The organism is Mobilitalea sibirica (genome assembly GCF_015999265.1).
GTDB classification, from domain to species: domain Bacteria; phylum Bacillota; class Clostridia; order Lachnospirales; family Lachnospiraceae; genus Mobilitalea; species Mobilitalea sibirica.
Genome location: NZ_JAEAGR010000001.1, coordinates 339,243 through 357,583 on the forward strand (window position 1 = coordinate 339,243; position 18,341 = coordinate 357,583).

The 18,341-nt window shown below is 37.5% G+C and carries 16 protein-coding genes and 1 riboswitch; of the genes, 12 read left to right on the forward strand and 4 right to left on the reverse strand.

Going from position 1 to position 18,341, the window contains the following annotated elements; all coding sequences use genetic code 11:
• Positions 1–63: 63 nt before the first annotated feature.
• Positions 64–2,232 (reverse strand): sugar-binding protein, encoded by a 2,169-nt coding sequence (locus I5677_RS01390; RefSeq protein ID WP_197659760.1) that lies wholly within the window; start codon positions 2,230–2,232, stop codon positions 64–66.
• 315 nt (positions 2,233–2,547) lie between these two features.
• Here I5677_RS01390 and I5677_RS01395 point away from each other — a divergent pair, with 315 nt between their 5' ends.
• The 8 genes from I5677_RS01395 to I5677_RS01430 all read left to right on the forward strand — a co-directional run bounded on the left by I5677_RS01395 (position 2,548) and on the right by I5677_RS01430 (position 10,903).
• Complete coding sequence (locus I5677_RS01395) at positions 2,548–4,095, forward strand: sodium:solute symporter family protein (protein WP_197659761.1); 1,548 nt, start codon at positions 2,548–2,550, stop codon at positions 4,093–4,095.
• Between the two features lie 234 nt (positions 4,096–4,329).
• A complete protein-coding gene (locus I5677_RS01400; protein WP_197659762.1) occupies positions 4,330–5,634 on the forward strand; it encodes a phenylacetate--CoA ligase family protein in 1,305 nt (434 codons plus the stop codon).
• Between the two features lie 255 nt (positions 5,635–5,889).
• Positions 5,890–7,632 carry an indolepyruvate ferredoxin oxidoreductase subunit alpha gene (iorA, locus tag I5677_RS01405; RefSeq protein ID WP_197659763.1) on the forward strand — a complete coding sequence of 581 codons (1,743 nt, stop codon included), beginning with the start codon at positions 5,890–5,892 and terminating at the stop codon, positions 7,630–7,632.
• Between the two features lie 11 nt (positions 7,633–7,643).
• The gene (locus I5677_RS01410) at positions 7,644–8,219 is read left to right on the forward strand and encodes an indolepyruvate oxidoreductase subunit beta (protein ID WP_197659764.1); all 576 of its coding nucleotides are present in this window, start codon (positions 7,644–7,646) and stop codon (positions 8,217–8,219) included.
• Between the two features lie 81 nt (positions 8,220–8,300).
• The gene (locus I5677_RS01415; RefSeq protein WP_197659765.1) at positions 8,301–8,726 is read left to right on the forward strand and encodes an ACT domain-containing protein; all 426 of its coding nucleotides are present in this window, start codon (positions 8,301–8,303) and stop codon (positions 8,724–8,726) included.
• Positions 8,723–10,021: a phenylacetate--CoA ligase family protein gene (locus tag I5677_RS01420; protein ID WP_197659766.1), complete on the forward strand. Its 1,299-nt coding sequence runs from the start codon at positions 8,723–8,725 to the stop codon at positions 10,019–10,021. The genes I5677_RS01415 and I5677_RS01420 overlap by 4 nt, the downstream gene beginning before the upstream one ends.
• Before the next feature lie 143 nt (positions 10,022–10,164).
• Positions 10,165–10,611, forward strand: coding sequence for an ACT domain-containing protein (locus I5677_RS01425; RefSeq protein WP_197659767.1), 447 nt, complete (start codon positions 10,165–10,167; stop codon positions 10,609–10,611).
• Positions 10,612–10,702: 91 nt separating this feature from the next.
• Complete coding sequence (locus I5677_RS01430; protein ID WP_197659768.1) at positions 10,703–10,903, forward strand: cold-shock protein; 201 nt, start codon at positions 10,703–10,705, stop codon at positions 10,901–10,903.
• A gap of 142 nt (positions 10,904–11,045) precedes the next feature.
• Here the strand turns inward: I5677_RS01430 and I5677_RS01435 are convergent, their stop codons facing one another.
• Positions 11,046–11,546, reverse strand: coding sequence for a hypothetical protein (locus tag I5677_RS01435; RefSeq protein ID WP_197659769.1), 501 nt, complete (start codon positions 11,544–11,546; stop codon positions 11,046–11,048).
• A gap of 14 nt (positions 11,547–11,560) precedes the next feature.
• A complete protein-coding gene (locus I5677_RS01440) occupies positions 11,561–11,965 on the reverse strand; it encodes a DUF4430 domain-containing protein (protein ID WP_197659770.1) in 405 nt (134 codons plus the stop codon).
• Between the two features lie 137 nt (positions 11,966–12,102).
• Positions 12,103–12,302, reverse strand: a riboswitch (cobalamin riboswitch).
• A gap of 232 nt (positions 12,303–12,534) precedes the next feature.
• Between I5677_RS01440 and I5677_RS01445 the strand changes: the two genes are divergently transcribed.
• Positions 12,535–13,593, forward strand: coding sequence for an aldose epimerase family protein (locus I5677_RS01445; RefSeq protein WP_197659771.1), 1,059 nt, complete (start codon positions 12,535–12,537; stop codon positions 13,591–13,593).
• Between the two features lie 288 nt (positions 13,594–13,881).
• Here the strand turns inward: I5677_RS01445 and upp are convergent, their stop codons facing one another.
• Positions 13,882–14,508 carry a uracil phosphoribosyltransferase gene (gene upp, locus I5677_RS01450; protein ID WP_197659772.1) on the reverse strand — a complete coding sequence of 209 codons (627 nt, stop codon included), beginning with the start codon at positions 14,506–14,508 and terminating at the stop codon, positions 13,882–13,884.
• Positions 14,509–14,851: 343 nt separating this feature from the next.
• On the opposite strand from upp, the gene I5677_RS01455 reads away from it, so the two are divergent.
• From I5677_RS01455 to I5677_RS01465, 3 genes are all read left to right on the forward strand, one after another.
• Positions 14,852–16,003 carry a response regulator gene (locus tag I5677_RS01455; protein WP_197659773.1) on the forward strand — a complete coding sequence of 384 codons (1,152 nt, stop codon included), beginning with the start codon at positions 14,852–14,854 and terminating at the stop codon, positions 16,001–16,003.
• 357 nt (positions 16,004–16,360) lie between these two features.
• Positions 16,361–16,822 (forward strand): hypothetical protein, encoded by a 462-nt coding sequence (locus I5677_RS01460; RefSeq protein WP_197659774.1) that lies wholly within the window; start codon positions 16,361–16,363, stop codon positions 16,820–16,822.
• A 405-nt stretch (positions 16,823–17,227) separates the two neighbouring features.
• The gene (locus tag I5677_RS01465; protein WP_197659775.1) at positions 17,228–17,992 is read left to right on the forward strand and encodes a polysaccharide deacetylase family protein; all 765 of its coding nucleotides are present in this window, start codon (positions 17,228–17,230) and stop codon (positions 17,990–17,992) included.
• Positions 17,993–18,341 lie beyond the last annotated feature (349 nt).

The window sequence follows — 18,341 nt, forward strand, 5'->3', positions numbered from 1 at the left end:
GTGTTTTGTATCAGCCCGTTTTCGCGTATACGGTTAGTTTATTACTTCATTTATATATATGATTTATTTCATATACTTATCATAGATAGGATCATAATTCGCAGGTTCGGCATAAAGGGTCGTGGTCAGATCATTCAAATCACTTTTCACTTTCTTGCCGTAGAAATGATGATTCGCAAAATCAATCAGATACACCATATCTTCATCTGTAACCATATGTCCTTCCTTGTGGATATGTATCGCGATGTTTTTATCCAAACCAAGGAACTCAAATACTTCCCTAGCAGCCAGGTAAGTCAGCCACATACTCGGAGGATTTGTCCAGTCTTCATATAGATAGGAACCGGTAATGAACATATAACGATCCTCTTCGGCAGTCAGAGCAGCTAAAAGATGTTGGTCAAAGGGCATGGTATTTACATCTTTAAACTGTAGGAATTTATCATTAAACCATTGACGCTCTCCGGAGGATTGAAGAGAACTTAAGGGTTCATTTGCTGTCATTACATGGGGAGTAGCAATGCCTATGGAAGAGTAGTCATAGGTTTTACCCTCGCTCTTATATCGGAAAGCCGCCATTCCACCGGCCCCTGAACAGGAAGGTGCTGTGATACGGATACGTTTATCAAAGGCTCCGGCAACAGCCGTTGCTTTACCCCAACGGGATACACCGGTTAAAATTGTGTTATTAGGACTAATACCAAGCTCGGAGCCGGCACCGTTCTCAAGGGCATCAATAATCTTACTAAAGCCCCAGCTCCAGGCCATCAATGTTCCGGTTTGTTTTTGCCATACATCGCCGTAAGGATATAATTCATAGAACACACCGGTACGGGAGGTGTTATCGGCAGCTATTTGACTGGTATCCAGTGTGATTACGGCATAACCGTTATCATTGGCATAAGCGGTCTGGGTAAGCCATCCAAATGCCATGATTACAGGATATCCACCCTCCGGCATTTTAACCTTAGATTTGTCAGGGACACTAAACATTGCATTATAGCTTATCTTCTTACCGTTAGCTTCAACGGTAATCTTTAGATTATTGTCGTTTGCTTCATAGGTTACGGTTTCACCGGACGGATCAGGCATAACACCATACATATAATATTGATATAAATTAGAAATCTCTTTTGCCCGTTTCTTCCAATCCTCAGCATTGTTTACACTATCGCCATTAAAGAAGGTGAAAGGATCAGGAAGAGTCTCTGATGCAGCCAATTGTTCTACATTAGGGAAACCACTGCCGTCATCCAGCTTACTAACAGCATCTCTAAGTTTTTCTAATACATCATCGAAATCTTTTTGCGTAGCACCGGGTTTTTCCAGGATATCTTTGGCTTCCATGATTGTGGTTGTAAGTATTTCACTGTTAACATAGCCCTCCGGATTAAAACCTTCAGCGTGTTTTATATAAGCTTGCAACATATAGGGACTTGCCTCCGTTACAGAATCGATATCTTTGCCTCTTAATATGATTTCCCCCATGCTGGAGGGATTAGACCAAGCGGTTCCGGTTCGATCAAAAATATTCACTGTTCCCAAGCGGCTTCCTGTCTGGCCGGCATCGTTAATTTGTAAATCAAAACCCATAACGGTATCGTTAGCCGGTGTATTCGTCCATGACAGACTTGCCTCTACGATATAACCAATTACTTTACCGGATTCATCCTTTAAACTTGTAGTTGCTGTATAAAAGCGCTTGGAATCTCCGGCATCCGTAGAAGCTTCGTTATCATAATTAACACGGTAGTGAACATCATCGCTTTGGTAGGAGGATGCCTTATCATTCATCTCATCTAAGAAAACCTCAACAGAATCCTGTTCATATGTATTGGAACTTGCTTTATTAAGTTCAGGATCTGTCACTATAAACAAGGAATAGAGAGCATTGTCATCCCATAGAACCTTAAACTCGCCGGTAGCCGCTACATTTGGCGAAGAGATAATTTCCGGTACTATCGTACCGGCTGCCTGCCAAATATCATCAATCGTACCGTCCACATTAGGTGTACCAAAGGTAGCAAGGGCTCTGCCTTCAGAATCGAAGGGGTCTGCAGGTATAATCTCCTCCCTAACAGCTTCTGTAGGTTTTGGTGTTTCCGTGGGAGATGCTGTTGGTTCATCTACAGTGGTATCTGTTGGAGTCGTAGTATCTGTTTCTTTTTGGTTTGCCTTGGAACAGCCAACCAACATGAATGAGATTAAAAGCATGAAAGCAATTTTTTTCATGTAAGACCTCCTATATTAATTATTGATTATATTTGAACAACATTCATTACAATTATATCAGTATTAATCCTATTAGTCTAATCATAATAATCAAATATGTTTTATAAGTCTATTCCTATATAGATTATAACAAAATCAAAATAAATGGTTTTGATGACAGGCAAGAAGTTAAGTTACAACAATGTAGGTGTCTACCACAATTTACCGTTAAAAGCTTGACAATTTGGGGAAAAATTGATATTATTACACTAAAGTACGACGCTTTAAAGCGTTAAATCGATAAAGAGAGGCATTTAGGGAGAGTGAGGGTGAAGGATGGTAATAAAACTTATATTTTTGATCTGTTTTTTTGCAGTTATGATATTTGTAGGATTTTATGCAAGAAAACATGCAACCAACGTCGGAGATTTTGTATTGGGGGGCCGTAAGGTTGGGCCATGGTTAACTGCATTTGCATATGGAACCTCATATTTTTCAGCAGTTGTATTCGTGGGCTATGCCGGCATGTTCGGATGGAAATATGGAACCTCGGCCACATGGATCGGTTTGGGCAATGCGTTTATTGGAAGCTTACTGGCGTGGGTAGTATTAGGTCGTAGAACCCGGGTAATGACAAATCACATAAAATCAGCTACCATGCCGGATTTCTTTGGAACCAGGTATGGATGTAAAATACTTAAAATTGTAGCTTCTGTGATTGTATTTGTTTTTCTCGTACCTTATACTGCATCCGTATATAACGGCCTTTCCCGCCTGTTTAGTATGGCTTTTGATATACCTTTTAAATATTGTATACTTGCAATGGCTGTTTTGACCGGTGTTTATGTATTACTGGGTGGATATATGGCAACTGCGATTAATGATTTTATTCAAGGTATCATCATGATAGGAGGGATTATCGCTGTAATATACTCCGTATTACATGGACAGGGCGGTTTTATGGAAGCAATTCAGAAACTGGCTAAGTTCGAAAGTGATATACCTGTCACTATGGGACAGCCGGGAGCATTTACTTCATTTTTTGGTCCTGATCCTGTTAATCTTCTTGGAGTTATTATACTGACCTCTTTAGGAACCTGGGGATTGCCTCAGATGGTGCATAAATTTTATACAATAAAAAATGAAAAATCCATTAAAGCCGGAACAATAATTTCGACTGTTTTTGCGATTGTCATCGCCGGCGGAAGCTACTTCTTAGGAAGCTTTGGCAGATTGTTTGATAATGCTACGATCTATAATAGTGAAGGAGCAGTCGTATTTGATTCCATTATTCCTTATATGTTATCAAAAATGCCGGATATCTTAATTGGTATTGTAGTCGTACTGGTTCTTTCAGCCTCCATGTCTACACTTTCAAGTCTGGTGTTAACTTCCAGTTCTACGTTGACTCTGGATTTTATTAAGGATACAATTATTAAGAAGATGAGTGATAAGTCTCAGCTTTTTGTAATGAGGATATTAATTGTATTATTTATTGCTTTGTCAGTTATTATAGCGTGGGATCCCCCGTTCTTTATAGCACAGTTGATGAGCATCTCCTGGGGCGCTTTGGCAGGTGCATTCCTGGCACCGTTCCTTTATGGTTTGTATTGGAAAGGTGTAACAAAAGCAGCGGTCTGGGCTAGTTTTATCACCGGTGTAGGTAACACCGTTATTAATTTGATATTAACCAGAATGAAAAATCCGTTTATAACACCAATGTCACCAATCAATGCAGGAGCTGTTGCAATGATAGCCGGTCTGGTAGTAGTACCGGTAGTTAGTTTATTAACACCGAAGATGAAAAAGGAAGCTGTGAATGAGATATTCTCCTGCTTTGAAGAGACCGTAACTGTACATAAAAAGAAATCCATTCAAGAGTAAGTAACATTTTATTAAACAGAGAAGGAAAGTAACATAATAAATCTCTGAAATGCAAAGATAAGACAATATAGTGTTATAACTTTACTAAAGGTCTAAGGCAGACTGTTAAAATATTCACGGGAGCATTACCTCTGCTTTTAAAGGCTGAGATTATGCTCCCTTGTAGTGGTAATAATGTATATCACATCTGCCTTTGCAGTATTCAGAGGAATTAGATATAAGGGGGAACACCAAATGATTTGGGCAAAAGAAGAAACACTTCCAAGAAAAGAACTGGAAGAAATCCAGTTAGCCAGACTGAAAGAGACGGTGACAAGAGTCTATGAAAAAGTCCCTGCTTACCGAGAAAAAATGGATCGGGCAGGTGTAAGGAGCGAAGATATCAGGAGCCTTGCAGATTTACAAAGGCTTCCATTCACGAATAAAAAGGACTTAAGAGATAATTATCCCTTTGGATTATTTACAGTTCCAAAAAAGGAATTGGTTCGGGTACATGCCTCATCCGGTACCACAGGTAAACCAACGGTAGTAGGGTATACAAGGAAAGACTTACAGACCTGGACAGAATGTGTCTCCAGAATAGCAGCCATGGGCGGAGCAACAGAGGATGACGTAGCCCAGATATGCTTTGGATACGGAATGTTTACCGGTGCTCTGGGACTTCACTACGGACTTGAGAACATAGGAGCTATTGTATGCCCCACATCATCAGGGAATACGCAAAAACAGATTATGTATATGCAGGATTTTGGAACAACGCTATTGGTAGCTACACCTTCTTATGCATTACATATCGGAGAAGTTGTAAGACAGATGGGGATTGATCCGGAGAAAGATTTAAAAATAAAAATTGGATTAGTTGGCGGAGAAGGAATGACAGAACCTATGCGGGAAGAGATGCATAAGCTCTGGGGCAATGACATGAAGGTAACTCAAAATTACGGAATGAGTGAACTGATAGGCCCCGGTGTATCGGGAGAATGTTTGGAGTTATGTGGTATGCATATTAATGAGGACCATTTCATCCCTGAGATTATAGATCCGGACACCGGAGAGGTACTAGAGCCGGGTACAAAAGGGGAGTTGGTGATCACCTGTATTACAAAAGAAGCCCTTCCCTTAATTCGTTATCGGACTAGGGATATCTCGAGGCTTATGTATGAACCCTGTAAATGCGGAAGAACAACAGTCAGAATGGAGAATCTCTCAGGACGTTCCGATGATATGCTGATAATTCGGGGAGTGAATGTATTCCCTACACAGATTGAAGAAGTACTACTCAAGGTTCCGGAAATCGGTGCCCATTATGAAATTATTGTAGATCGAAAAAACCACCTGGACTTAATGGAAATTAAGGTTGAATTAGCGGATGAATCTCTTCTGGATTCTTATGCGAAGTTAGGGGAGCTGGAACGCAAAATAAAAACTAGCCTTCGGGTGGTACTTGGATTGGATGCATCCATTAAATTAGTAGCACCAAGAAGCTTACAAAGATTTGAAGGAAAAGCCAAAAGAGTTACCGATCTTCGGAAGTCTTAATAAAATATATGGCTCTAGTGCCACCTGATTGCTATTTCGTATTCGTTACAGCAAGATGGTGACATGGATACTGCCTGTTTCATCGAAACTAAGCTTTAGTGAAAGCTTTGTCATTATGCGTTGGATTGAAGCGTATTGTAATAGTGCTTATGTGAAATAAAGTTAGAAAAGTAGATGAAAATCAGGAAAAATAATTTGGCTAGTTATGAGTGAGAAATACACTAGGTTAGAAACATAAGAAAGGAGATATACATAGTGGCAGAGAAAGTGATTATGCTTGGAAATGAGGCGTTCGCCCGTGGGGCTTATGAGGCAGGATGTAAAGTGTCGTCTGCATATCCGGGCACACCAAGTACGGAAATTAGTGAGTATATTGTTCAGTATGACGAGATTTATTCGGAGTGGGCACCGAATGAAAAGGTGGCATTGGAGGTGGCTATTGGTGCCTCAATCAGTGGAGTAAGAGCTCTTTCCTCCATGAAGCATGTTGGCTTGAATGTAGCATCCGATCCTTTATTTACGGTTGCTTATGCAGGAGTTACCGGAGGTTTGGTAATTATCGTAGCGGATGATCCGGGACTATATAGCTCGCAAAATGAGCAGGATACCCGTGCTGTTGCCAGAGCTGCAAAGGTTCCGGTATTAGAACCATCCGACAGTCATGAGGCAAAGGAATTCGTCAAATTTGCATTTGAGCTTAGTGAAAAGTATGATACCCCGGTTATTGTAAGAAGTACGACAAGGCTTTCCCATTCACAGGGTATGGTTGAGTTAAATGATAGGATAGAGGTTGAAGATAAACCTTATGTAAGGGATTTTGCTAAGAATGTAATGATGCCTTCCAATGCTAAGGGACGGCATTTGGTTGTCGAAAGCAGAGATCTGGCCTTGATTAAGGATGGGGGAAGCTTCCCAATTAATAAAGTTGAATATAACGATAAAAAGATAGGTATTATTACTTCCGGTATTCCTTATCAATATGTGAAAGAGGCATTACCTGAAGCTTCCGTATTAAAACTTGGTATTGTAAATCCATTACCAAAAAGCTTGATTGAGGAATTTGCTTCTAAGGTTGAAACCTTATATATAGTAGAAGAGTTGGATCCGATTATAGAAGAACAGGTGAAATCCTGGGGCATTGAGGCAATTGGGAAAGACATTCTGACGATACAGGGTGAGTATAGCGCGAACTTATTACGTAGGGCAATTAACGGTGAAAAGGTTGTAGTAGCTCCGGCTGTGCAGCTACCAAACCGTCCTCCGATTTTATGTCCGGGATGCCCTCATCGCAGTGTATACTCCGTATTAAATAAATTAAAAATTCATGGTGCCGGGGATATCGGATGTTATACTCTGGGTGCAGTAGCACCTCTTTCTGTACTTGACACTACGATCTGTATGGGAGCCAGTATATCCTCCCTTCACGGAATGGAAAAAGCGAAGGGGAAAGATTTTGTAAAGAACTGGGTGGCTATTATCGGTGACTCTACCTTTATGCATACCGGAATCAATTCATTAATTAACATGGTATATAATAAGGCCACCGGTACAGTCATGATACTGGATAATTCAACAACCGGTATGACAGGACATCAGGACCATTCTGCAACAGGTAAAACTCTTAAAGGAGAGGAAACCTATTGCGTGGATATGGCTGCCTTATGTAAGGCTGTTGGAGTGAACCATGTTTATGTTGTGAATGCATTTGACACCAAAGAACTGGAGAAGGTGGTAAAGGAAGCAACGGCAATGGATGAAATTGCAGTTATTATTGCGCAGGCTCCTTGCGTATTGTTAGATAAGACATCGATAAAAACACAGTACTACGTTGATATATCCGTATGTAAAAAATGTGGTATGTGCTTAAAACCGGGATGTCCTGCAATTACCAAGCAGGAAAGCGGAGACATCGTAATTAACGATACTATGTGTAACGGATGCGGATTATGTATGACTTTATGTAAATTCAATTCCATTAAGCCGGTTCAGACACAATAGGGAGGAAAGCTATGAAGACGAAAAATATAATGATTGTAGGTGTCGGAGGACAGGGTACTTTGCTTACCAGCAGAATACTTGGTGGTCTGACAATTCAAGCAGGTTATGATGTGAAACTTTCTGAGGTACACGGTATGGCCCAGAGGGGCGGCAGCGTAGTTACTTTTGTAAGATATGGTGATAAGGTAAGAGAACCAATCGTAGAAGAGGGGCAAGCGGATGTTTTAATTGCTTTTGAAAGACTGGAGGCGCTACGATATGCCCATTATTTAAAGAAAGACGGAGCGATTGTAGTAAACGATCAAAGAATTGATCCTATGCCCGTTGTCATTGGGGCGGCAAAATACCCTGAAAATATAATAGAGAATCTGGAAAAAAGTCATCGGGTTTATCGTGTTGATGCGATTGAAGAGGCGAAAAAGTTGGGAAACAGCAAGGTGTTTAATGTTATCGTTCTTGGTATGGCAGCTCAGCATATGGACTTTAAAAAAGAAGACTGGTTAACCGTGATTGAACAGACGGTTCCGGCAAAAACGGTAGAACTTAATAAAAAAGCATTTGAAATAGGTTATGATCTCCATAATTAGAGTTTATTGAGGAATGTTATTGGCATAAAAAAGAGATATAAAATGGATCAATTAATTTAACATATGGTAGGGGGGATTTATATGATTAAGCAGCTTTCCGTATTCGTACAGAATGAGATTGGAAGTCTGGCAGGAGTAACATCCGTGTTAAAGGATAATAATATCAATCTTAGAGCAATTGCTTCCTTTGATACACCGGAGTTTGCAATTCTAAGAATTGTCGTTGATCAACCGGAGAAAGCGAAATCACTGTTATCTGAACATGGTTTTGCCGTGAAGATGTCCGAAGCAGTAGCAGTTGAGCTAATAGATAAACCCGGTGCATTAGATGGTATGCTGCATGTGATAGCAGATGCCGGTCTTGGAGTGAATTATATTTATTCTATAGTAGTTCGGGAAGGAAAAGTACCGCTTATGATTATTAATACCGAGGATTTGCCTAAAACAGCGGCTGTATTAAGAGAAAAAGGGTATACGGTTGCAGAGCAGGAGGATATAAAATCATGATATGGAATGAAACAAAGGAATGTATGAGCCGTGATGAGCTGCATAATCTACAGAGTGCACGACTTAAGAAAATGGTCAGCAGAGTTTACCATAACGTGGAATTCTATCGTAAAAAGATGCAACAGATGGGGATTGAGCCGGGAGATATTAAAGATATCGATGATTTGGTGAAGTTACCCTTTACAACTAAGAATGATTTAAGGGAAAACTATCCCTTTGGATTGTTTGCGGTACCTCAGTCAGAAGTTGTAAGAATTCATGCCTCCTCAGGAACAACCGGTAAAGCGACAGTTGTTGGATATACCAGAAGAGACATTGAAATCTGGCAGGAATGTGTTGCCAGAGTATTGGCAATGGATGGAGTTGGCCCTCAGGATAAGATACAGGTTGCCTATGGCTACGGGTTGTTTACAGGAGGTCTTGGTCTTCACTACGGAGCCGAGACAATCGGAGCAACCGTTGTACCAATGTCAACCGGTAATACACAAAGGTTAATTACCATGATGGAGGATTTTGGTGCTACTGCAATTGCATGTACGCCTTCTTACTTATTACATATTGCTGAGACCTTAGAGGAAGCAGGGAAAATTGATAATATTAAATTAAAAGCTGCAATCTGTGGAGCCGAACCCTGGACAGATAACATGAGGAAGGAAATCGAGGAAAAGCTGCATCTGAAAGCATATGATATCTACGGATTGAGTGAAATACTTGGTCCCGGGGTGGCAGCGGATTGTGAATATCATACCGGACTGCATGTTTATGAAGATCATTTTGTACCGGAGATTATTCATCCTGAGACCTTAGAGCCATGTAAAGAAGGAGAAGTAGGTGAACTGGTATTTACTACGATTACCAAAGAAGCTCTGCCGTTACTCCGCTATCGCACCAAAGATTTAACCAGTATCAGTTATGATAAATGTGAATGTGGCAGAACCTTAGCTCGTATCTCAAGATTTAAAGGTCGTTCCGATGATATGTTGATTATTCGAGGTGTGAATGTATTCCCTTCTCAAGTTGAGGCGGCGCTACTGGAACTCGGTGAAACCAGCCCCCATTACCTATTAATCGTTGACCGTATCAATAACTTAGATTATCTAGAAGTTCAGGTGGAAGTGGAAGAACGTTTCTTCTCTGATGAAATCAAAGAGTTGGAGAATCTGACTAAGAAAATCTCCCATGTACTTCATTCTGCTTTGGGCTTATCAGTTAAGGTAAAATTGGTAGAACCCAAGACAATTGCCAGGAGTGAAGGTAAAGCCAAACGAGTTATAGATAAAAGAAAATTAATCTAAGTATTGCTTCGTTTGGCTTTCGCCAAACGAGTTATAGATAAAAGAAAATTAATCAGATCAATAAGTTAAGAGAAATATCAACATTTATGTCATAAAAGAATAATTGTTAGCATTTTTATTATAATAGAAATAGGAGGGGGATTATGGTTATTAAGCAATTATCGGTATTTATTGAAAATAGGGAAGGAAGATTAGAGCGTGTAACCGAAGCATTAAGAGAACGCAATATTAACATTGCTTCCTTCAGTTTGGCAGATACATCAGAATACGGTTTGCTTAGAATGATTGTATCCGATCCTGAAGAAGGCCAAAAAGTATTGAAGGAGGAGGGATTTTCGGCAAAGCTTACGGATGTTATAGCTGTAAAGATCGCACAAAGACCGGGTACCTTGCATGAGGTATTAAAGATTCTCTTCGATGCCGGTTTAAGTGTCGAGTATATGTATACTCTGGCAACCGCAGGTAAGGATACTTCTATCATCATGAAGCTATCCAACTTAGACCGTGCCCTGGAGGTATTGCAGGCCGGAAAATATGCGGTCTGTACAGATAAAGAAGCGTATGAAATTAATAATCATGTCGACAAATAATGTTTGACACAGGTAGCAAAGAGTGGTATTATTAATATGTTGCTGAAGATATCAGCAAATTAAATTATTATTATTTTTGGAGGAATTTTACATGAACAAAGGTACAGTTAAGTGGTTCAACAATCAAAAGGGCTTTGGATTTATCTCTGACGAGCAAGGAAACGACGTTTTCGTACATTACTCAGGTCTTAATATGGACGGTTTTAAATCCTTAGAAGAAGGCCAAGAGGTAGAGTTCGAAGTAGTTCAGGGAGCTAAGGGTCCTCAGGCAACTAACGTAACAAGAGTATAATCAAGAGTGGTTTACAGTGTACCTTTTTCTAAACTATAAATTATTGTTATAAGTTATAAGAATTAGCTATATTGTTATAAACGAAATTGATTAAAGGTTATCCTTAAGGAGTATTCCTTAAGGATAACCTTTTTTGATTCTTTTATGTTGAATTAGATCTGATCCTATTCAACATCTCCAGCAATTTATGTAGCGGCTTAAATAATACCAGAGTTACGATATAATTAGCAACGCCATGGATGATATCAAAGTAAATTCCACTTGTCCAACTGGCTAGAGCCATAGGTACACCGCCGATAAAAAAATATGGAATGGTACAAAGCGCACCAAAGCTTAAACCATAAAACCCTGATATCACTGCCCAAAAATAAGAAGAACGATTTTTTTGAAATAGCATTGTGATTATAAATAGTATGGTCCATATATAAAGATAATTAATAAACCATAAACCAAAGCCATAGCGTATTCCCTCTAAAAGCACAAATACATATATGATATATAGGGTTCTCCATCCAAATATCAAGGTTGATAAGATGATAATTAAAGATACCAATTCGATATTGGGGAGAAATCCTAAGGCCATCTGTATAACGAATAATACAGCACCCATCATACCGATAATAACGATATCCTTAATTTTCATAGGAACCTCCTAAATTAATAGCCCACCGTTAAAGTGAGTTCATATTTATCACCATCTTGAATTGCGATTTCGTCAACGCCTGTAAAGACATCTTCGCCCCCTTTGGTTATGAGCCACCACTCTTGTTTAGCATCATCAGCCGTACGACCATCTACTTCGGTAATGTAAAAGCCATATTCGCTTTCCTTACCACCGATTAGTTTTTCTTCATCTAAAGCCTGACGTAGAAATTCGGCATCTGTATGGAGCGTATATTCTTTCGTTTTTTCCTCCGGAATTGCGACTTCAATTGTAATTTCTTTTGCACCTTTTACTGTTTCCGGTCTATTTACATAATAGACAACGACCATTACTGCGACCACTGCTAGCATCAGTAAGGTAGCAATTAGAGTTTTCTTAAAATTTGATTCTTTTCTCATCTTTCTCTCCTTCTATAGGGATATAAGTCCCTGATATTAAAAAAATCCTTTCACCACAATAGGAAAAAGGACAATAAAAATATACTGATAACTTAAATCAGCTACTCTATTGTACCCTTGTCCAAAACTCGTGGAACTTATGGTACCGGTTTTAAGCAGGTATTCTGACTTATGGATCATCATTTATTTCCTAACCTTCCCGGATAATAGAATAATCCAGTGGTTTGCCAAAGCTTATGAGCTTTCGGAAATAAATTCCCCAAATACAGCGGCGAGACCGTACAGGCTTTGAACCTGTTTCCCTATTATGTTAAATACCTTAAAAACACATTTGTTTATTAATATAACCTAAGTTATATCATATATAGACAAGTAATAAGATATTCAACCACTTAAAACATGTTGTTTGAAGTATACTTCATATGAGATAGTATAGCATGGGTACATCTTACCTGTCAAAATGTATTTGCTAATTTATGTGGTTGTGTTATAATCCGAAGAAGAGAGATTATTTCCCAAGGTTAAAAGAGGAAATAATCCATGTATAAAAAAATGTAAGGAGTATTAACATGAAGATCACACAGAAGTTATTCGGAAAAACCGGTAAGGGTCAAGAAGCTACCTTGTATACCATATCCAACAATAATGGAATGAAGGTTACTTTTACAGATTATGGAGCTAATATTGTAAGTATTATTGTTCCTGATGCACAAGGGAATATGGCAGATGTTGCTTTAGGCTTCGAGAATCTGACAGGCTATGAGGAAAACAAGCCTTATTTTGGAGCATTAATTGGGAGACATTCCAATCGTATCGCAGGTGCGAAATTCGAATTGAACGGAAAGATTTACGAACTGGATAAAAATGATGGAGAGAATAATCTGCACGGAGGTTATACCGGGTATCATAAATTTATATACGATACAGAAATTTATCAGGAGGAAGATATTATAAGTATTGAATTCTCAAGATTGAGTCCTCACATGGAACAAGGTTTCCCGGGTAATCTTGATATCAGCGTTACTTATAGCTTAACGGAATCGAATGAGTTGGTGATTGAATATCATGCAGTTTCAGATAGGGATACCATTGTGAATTTAACAAACCATACCTATTTTAACTTAGCTGGCCACAATGCAGGTTCCATACTTGATCATAAGGTTTGGATTAAAGCGAATCAGTTTACTCCTACTTCAGATGATTTAATACCAACCGGAGAACTGTGGGATGTGACCGGTACACCGATGGATTTTAGGACATTAAAAAGCATTCGACAGGATATCGATGCGGATTATAAGCCTCTACTCCAGGCTGGTGGTTATGATCATAACTACGTACTTGATATTACCGGCGGAGAAGTTGAGAAAGTATCGGAGGTGGTAGAAGAAACCAGTGGAAGAAGAATGGAGATTTATACGGATATGCCGGGAATGCAGATATATACCGGCAATATGATTGAGCCAGTAGAACATTGTAAGGGCGGTGCTACTTACCAAAAGAGAGACGGGGTATGTTTTGAAACACAATATTTTCCTAACTCCTGCAATACCAAATCTTTTCCTTCCTGTGTACTAAAAGCCGGTAAAGAATACGACTCAGTAACTATCTATAAATTTTCATGGAAATAAATGAATGTGCTTCTGAGGCGGAATTAGATTAAATAAGAACTAATGCATTATAAATCTATCAGATATGTGAGAAAGTGGATTCAAATGTTTAAGATATAAACATTTGAATCCACTTTTCTCATACATGTAATTTATATTGTAGTTATAGCTCATAGAATAGGAAAATACATCCTATTTGATGAAATATTTCGTGGTAAAATTACCGTATTCAAGTATAAGGATATGATAACCTCTGGAACGCGTTCGGTAATTAGAATGTCCTAGGCACATTCTATATTCTATACGTTTTTACTTTGTTCCGTAGATTCTATCACCGGCATCACCTAAACCGGGTAAAATATATCCATTTTCATTTAATCTTTCATCCAAATTGCCGATATATATATCAATATCAGGATGTGCTTTGGTTAGACGATCAACGCCTTCAGGAGCAGCAATGAGGCACAAGAAGTGAAATTTTGTTATTCCTCTCTTTTTTAAGATATCGATTGCAGCAACAGCAGAACCGCCGGTTGCCAACATAGGATCTACAACAAATATTTCACGTTCAGCTGCATCGGAAGGAAGTTTACAAAAGTATTCCACCGGTTCTAAAGTTTCTTCGTTCCTATATAACCCGACATGTCCAACTTTCGCATTCGGTATTAGGTTGAGTATACCGTCTGCCATATGAAGACCAGCTCTTAGAATGGGTACAATACAAAGTTTTTTACCTTCGATTTCCTTTGCAATGGTTTTAACTAGAGGGGTTTCGATTTCTATATCTGTAAGGGGAAGTTTTCTGGTTGCTTCGTAACAAATGAGCATTGCTACCTCGGATACTAAGTCCCTAAACTCCTTTGTTGATGTAGCTTTACGTCGCATAATCCCCAGCTTATGATGAATTAATGGGTGGTCCATGATAGTTACGGCCATTTTTATACCTCCTAGATTTTATAAACTAAATTCCTAAATTTCATTATAACAAAAAAAATGACGGGATAAAAGGATTAATTTAATTATTTCATAAATTTCGATAGAAAATTTATCATGTTATTTGGCTCCGGAATATGAACTCTTAAAATAAATTTACCGCTTTCTAATGAAAAGGTTAAAGTAGGATAAAGTGTCCCCACGTTTTTTGTATAAAATATTTTTGCTATAGAAGTATTGCATTTCAGTATATTTTATTCGGAAAGCTCCGAAGGTGCTTTTCATACTCAAATAATAAAGTTACCATTTATATAAATATTATTTATCCTAATGGAGGAGCTATAACATGGATCAAATAAATAGCTTAAATGCTTTGGTAGTAGATGATAATGAAGTAAACGCTATCATATTGGCCAAGATGATAAATCTATTTCATATCTATACGGATCAAACTTTTTCAGGAATCAATGCAATTAAGTTATATCATAAAATAAGATATGACATTGTTTTTATTGATCATATCATGCCGGGAATGAATGGAGATGTAGTGACAAAAATGATACGTAGCCTTGAAAAAGATGGTCATAGAGCTGTTATCATAATCTTAACTGCTTGTGTTACGGAGGAACTGAATAAAATATATCATACCGCAGGTGCAGATGATATTATAGAAAAACCCTTGGGTACAAAACAACTCTTAAATATACTAAATAAATGGTTTTCAAATTATCCTTTGGATACCTCTGAAGATGAGGAGAATTCAGTAATATTATCCGAGGAGCAAATTGAAATACGCAGGTTATTAGCAGATGTACGTGAGATTAATTTTGATGCAGGGTTTAAATATGCCATTGGTAATCCGAGCCAATATATCTACATATTAAAGAGTTCCCTGAAAGATCTTAAAATCTTTATTGATAAATGTATCAACGGAAAAGAGAAAACATTTGATGAACTAGGTATCGCGATGCATAAGATAAAGAATGTATTATCAAATATTGGCGCCATAGGCTTATACGAAGAAAGTAAGATTATGGAGACGAAGCTTTCGACAGGTGATATCAATCACATTGATAAGATGTTATCCTCCTTTGTATATCATTTGAGAGAATTTTGGGAAAAGCTGGTAGATGCATTAAATGAATACGATAGAACGAAACATTCGCTTGTTGTAAAAGAACAAATGGATTATAAGGTTATGTCGGATAAAGAATATGAACAAAGTATTCTTAAAGCCATATATTATATTAAGAGGTATGAGTATGATGCTATCATGAATGAAATTGAAAAATTAATACATGTTAAGGATATAGCTTTAAAAAAAGAATTTATGAGAGCGATGGAAGAAATTAAAGAATTTGATTATAATAGTGCGCTTATACGTATCAGTAAATTAGCAGAAAAAAATAAAAGCGAGGCTTTTATTGAAGGAAATACATATAGAATATGTGGGATAGATCTAAAAAAGAGGAGAAGCCCGGTAGAGGGGGGAGGGTAGCTGCCGGGCTTATTTTATGAAAAAAATTATCTTATTAGCGAATTCATTTCATTACTTTATTAACTTATTTTGATTATAAGTTACATTTATGATGATTGTATGGATATATTATGAACATTTTGTTAATAAATTTTATAAATCTTATCAATGTCGATAGAACTCAAAAAAATAAAATAAATGTCTATAAAAATAGAATACATTTATAAGGAAAGTATAACAGCAATTGCAGAGGTTTATTTTGTGTCCTATGTGAATAATAGTATTAAAGAAAAAAACACTGGACTTTTTAATATTAATATGCTATAAAAATCAAATGGAAATTATGACCCGATTAGTTGTGAGGAGAAGGTGATTTATATGTCAAATGTTTTTAAGAAATTAATTAGTAAAGAATTAGGTGAAGTAAATTATAACAGATATTTTTCTTTTGTTAAAAGGAATGTGGATACCAAGATGAGTGATAGCCAAATAATTTTTAATGATATGTATGAAAAACTCAAGTACAGAGATTTAAAGGCACTGACGAAAATGCATGATCGGTTAAATGACACGATGCTGTTAGCATTTCGCATCAGTAAAACTTATTTCTTCGCTTTTGTATTCTATCTGGGGGTATCAATTTTCTTAATTGCAAGAGCAATGGCACCGGAAATAACCATAGGAGCTTTAGTTTTAATGAATCTTTGCTTTGTTTATAAAACCTATGAATTTGTAGCCAATAAATTCTGTTATATTGATGCACAGATTGTTCTTGTATATAAAGCGGTTTTGGACAGGATTATCTTAAATCAAAGACGAAGTATGATGTCTAAGAGGTAAGTGAAAAGGTTATAAGAAACATTGTTTATGACGAATTATTATTAGTATGATATATATAAAGAGTATAAGAATACAAAGAATATAAAGAGTACAAAGAATACTATAAGGATTATATTTATTACAAGTGTCTATGCAAACATCTTATAAAGAATATATAGATTATGAAACATCTATTACCGGTTGAGGTTAACAACACAAGTGGCAGGATGCTGCTTGTAGTTGTTTTTCACTGAGGTTCTAACGATTAGAAGATAAAAACATTACATAAAACATCTTCATTTATCTATAATATACTTTTCCATTTACATTTATATAAGTCTTACATTGAATAATGGCCTAGCTGCTTCAATATATTATATTAACAGCGTAAAGCATGGTGAAAATATGGAACAAAATGATAATAATATGGATAATATCACGTTATTTGTGAAATTAGGTATTATAATACTTAGTATTTTCGTAATTATTGGTCTGGGAATAACATTTCTTCCCGATGCAATCTCAGTTTCCACTTCAGGTAACAGGAGAGATCTGCCTATTTACAGTGTGGATACGGAGGAAAATCAAGTGGCATTAACCTTTGATACTGCATGGGGGAATGAGTATATCCAGACAATTCTTGATATATTAGCCAAGTATGATATAAAGGCTACATTCTTTATGACCGGTGAGTGGATTGAAAAATATCCGAAGGATGTGAAAAACATCTACGAACAAGGTCACGATCTGGGAAATCACACAGAAAATCATAAACATATGTCCTTACTTTCCATCGAGGAATGTGCTAAGGAAATCATGCAGGCTCATAAACGGGTGAAAGAGCTGACAGGCTTTGATATGAGCTTGTTTCGAGCACCCTTTGGCGATTACAATAATGCAGTGATTGGAGCGGCGAGGGATTGTGGATATTATTCGATACAGTGGGATATTGACTCCTTAGATTGGAAGGATTACGGCGCCGAAAACATCGTGAATAAAACGGTTTATCATAAGAAGCTTAACAAAGGCTCCATTCTTCTATTTCATAACGGAGCCAAATACACTCCGCAGGCATTGGAGAAGGTAATTGTCGGACTACAGGATAAAGGCTATGAGATTGTTCCTGTCTCTCAGCTGATACACAAAGGGGAACATACGATTGATCAAAAGGGAAGGCAGTATAAGATGTAGAGGTGATATCACATATGAGCCGATACTGTATCTGTCTGAGATGCAAATAGGGATAAGTATACCCCGGAATCATAGGAGATGAAGGAACTTAAGGGTATGAGACTGTTTCATTATTTCATCGAGAAGCTACGTTGTGGATCATAAGAGAAGACAGCTTGAGAAATCAACATAAATAATGTTTAACAGTGAAAATATTGTAATCTATAGGTATCTTGTAACAGGATGAATATTGTTTCAAGATACCTTTTTACAATTTATTTAAGAAGGACTAGCAACAATGCCGTTATCAGTATCAAGATAAAGATAAAGGTGGAAGCCATTCCAAGTACTCTGTTTTATGAACTGTATA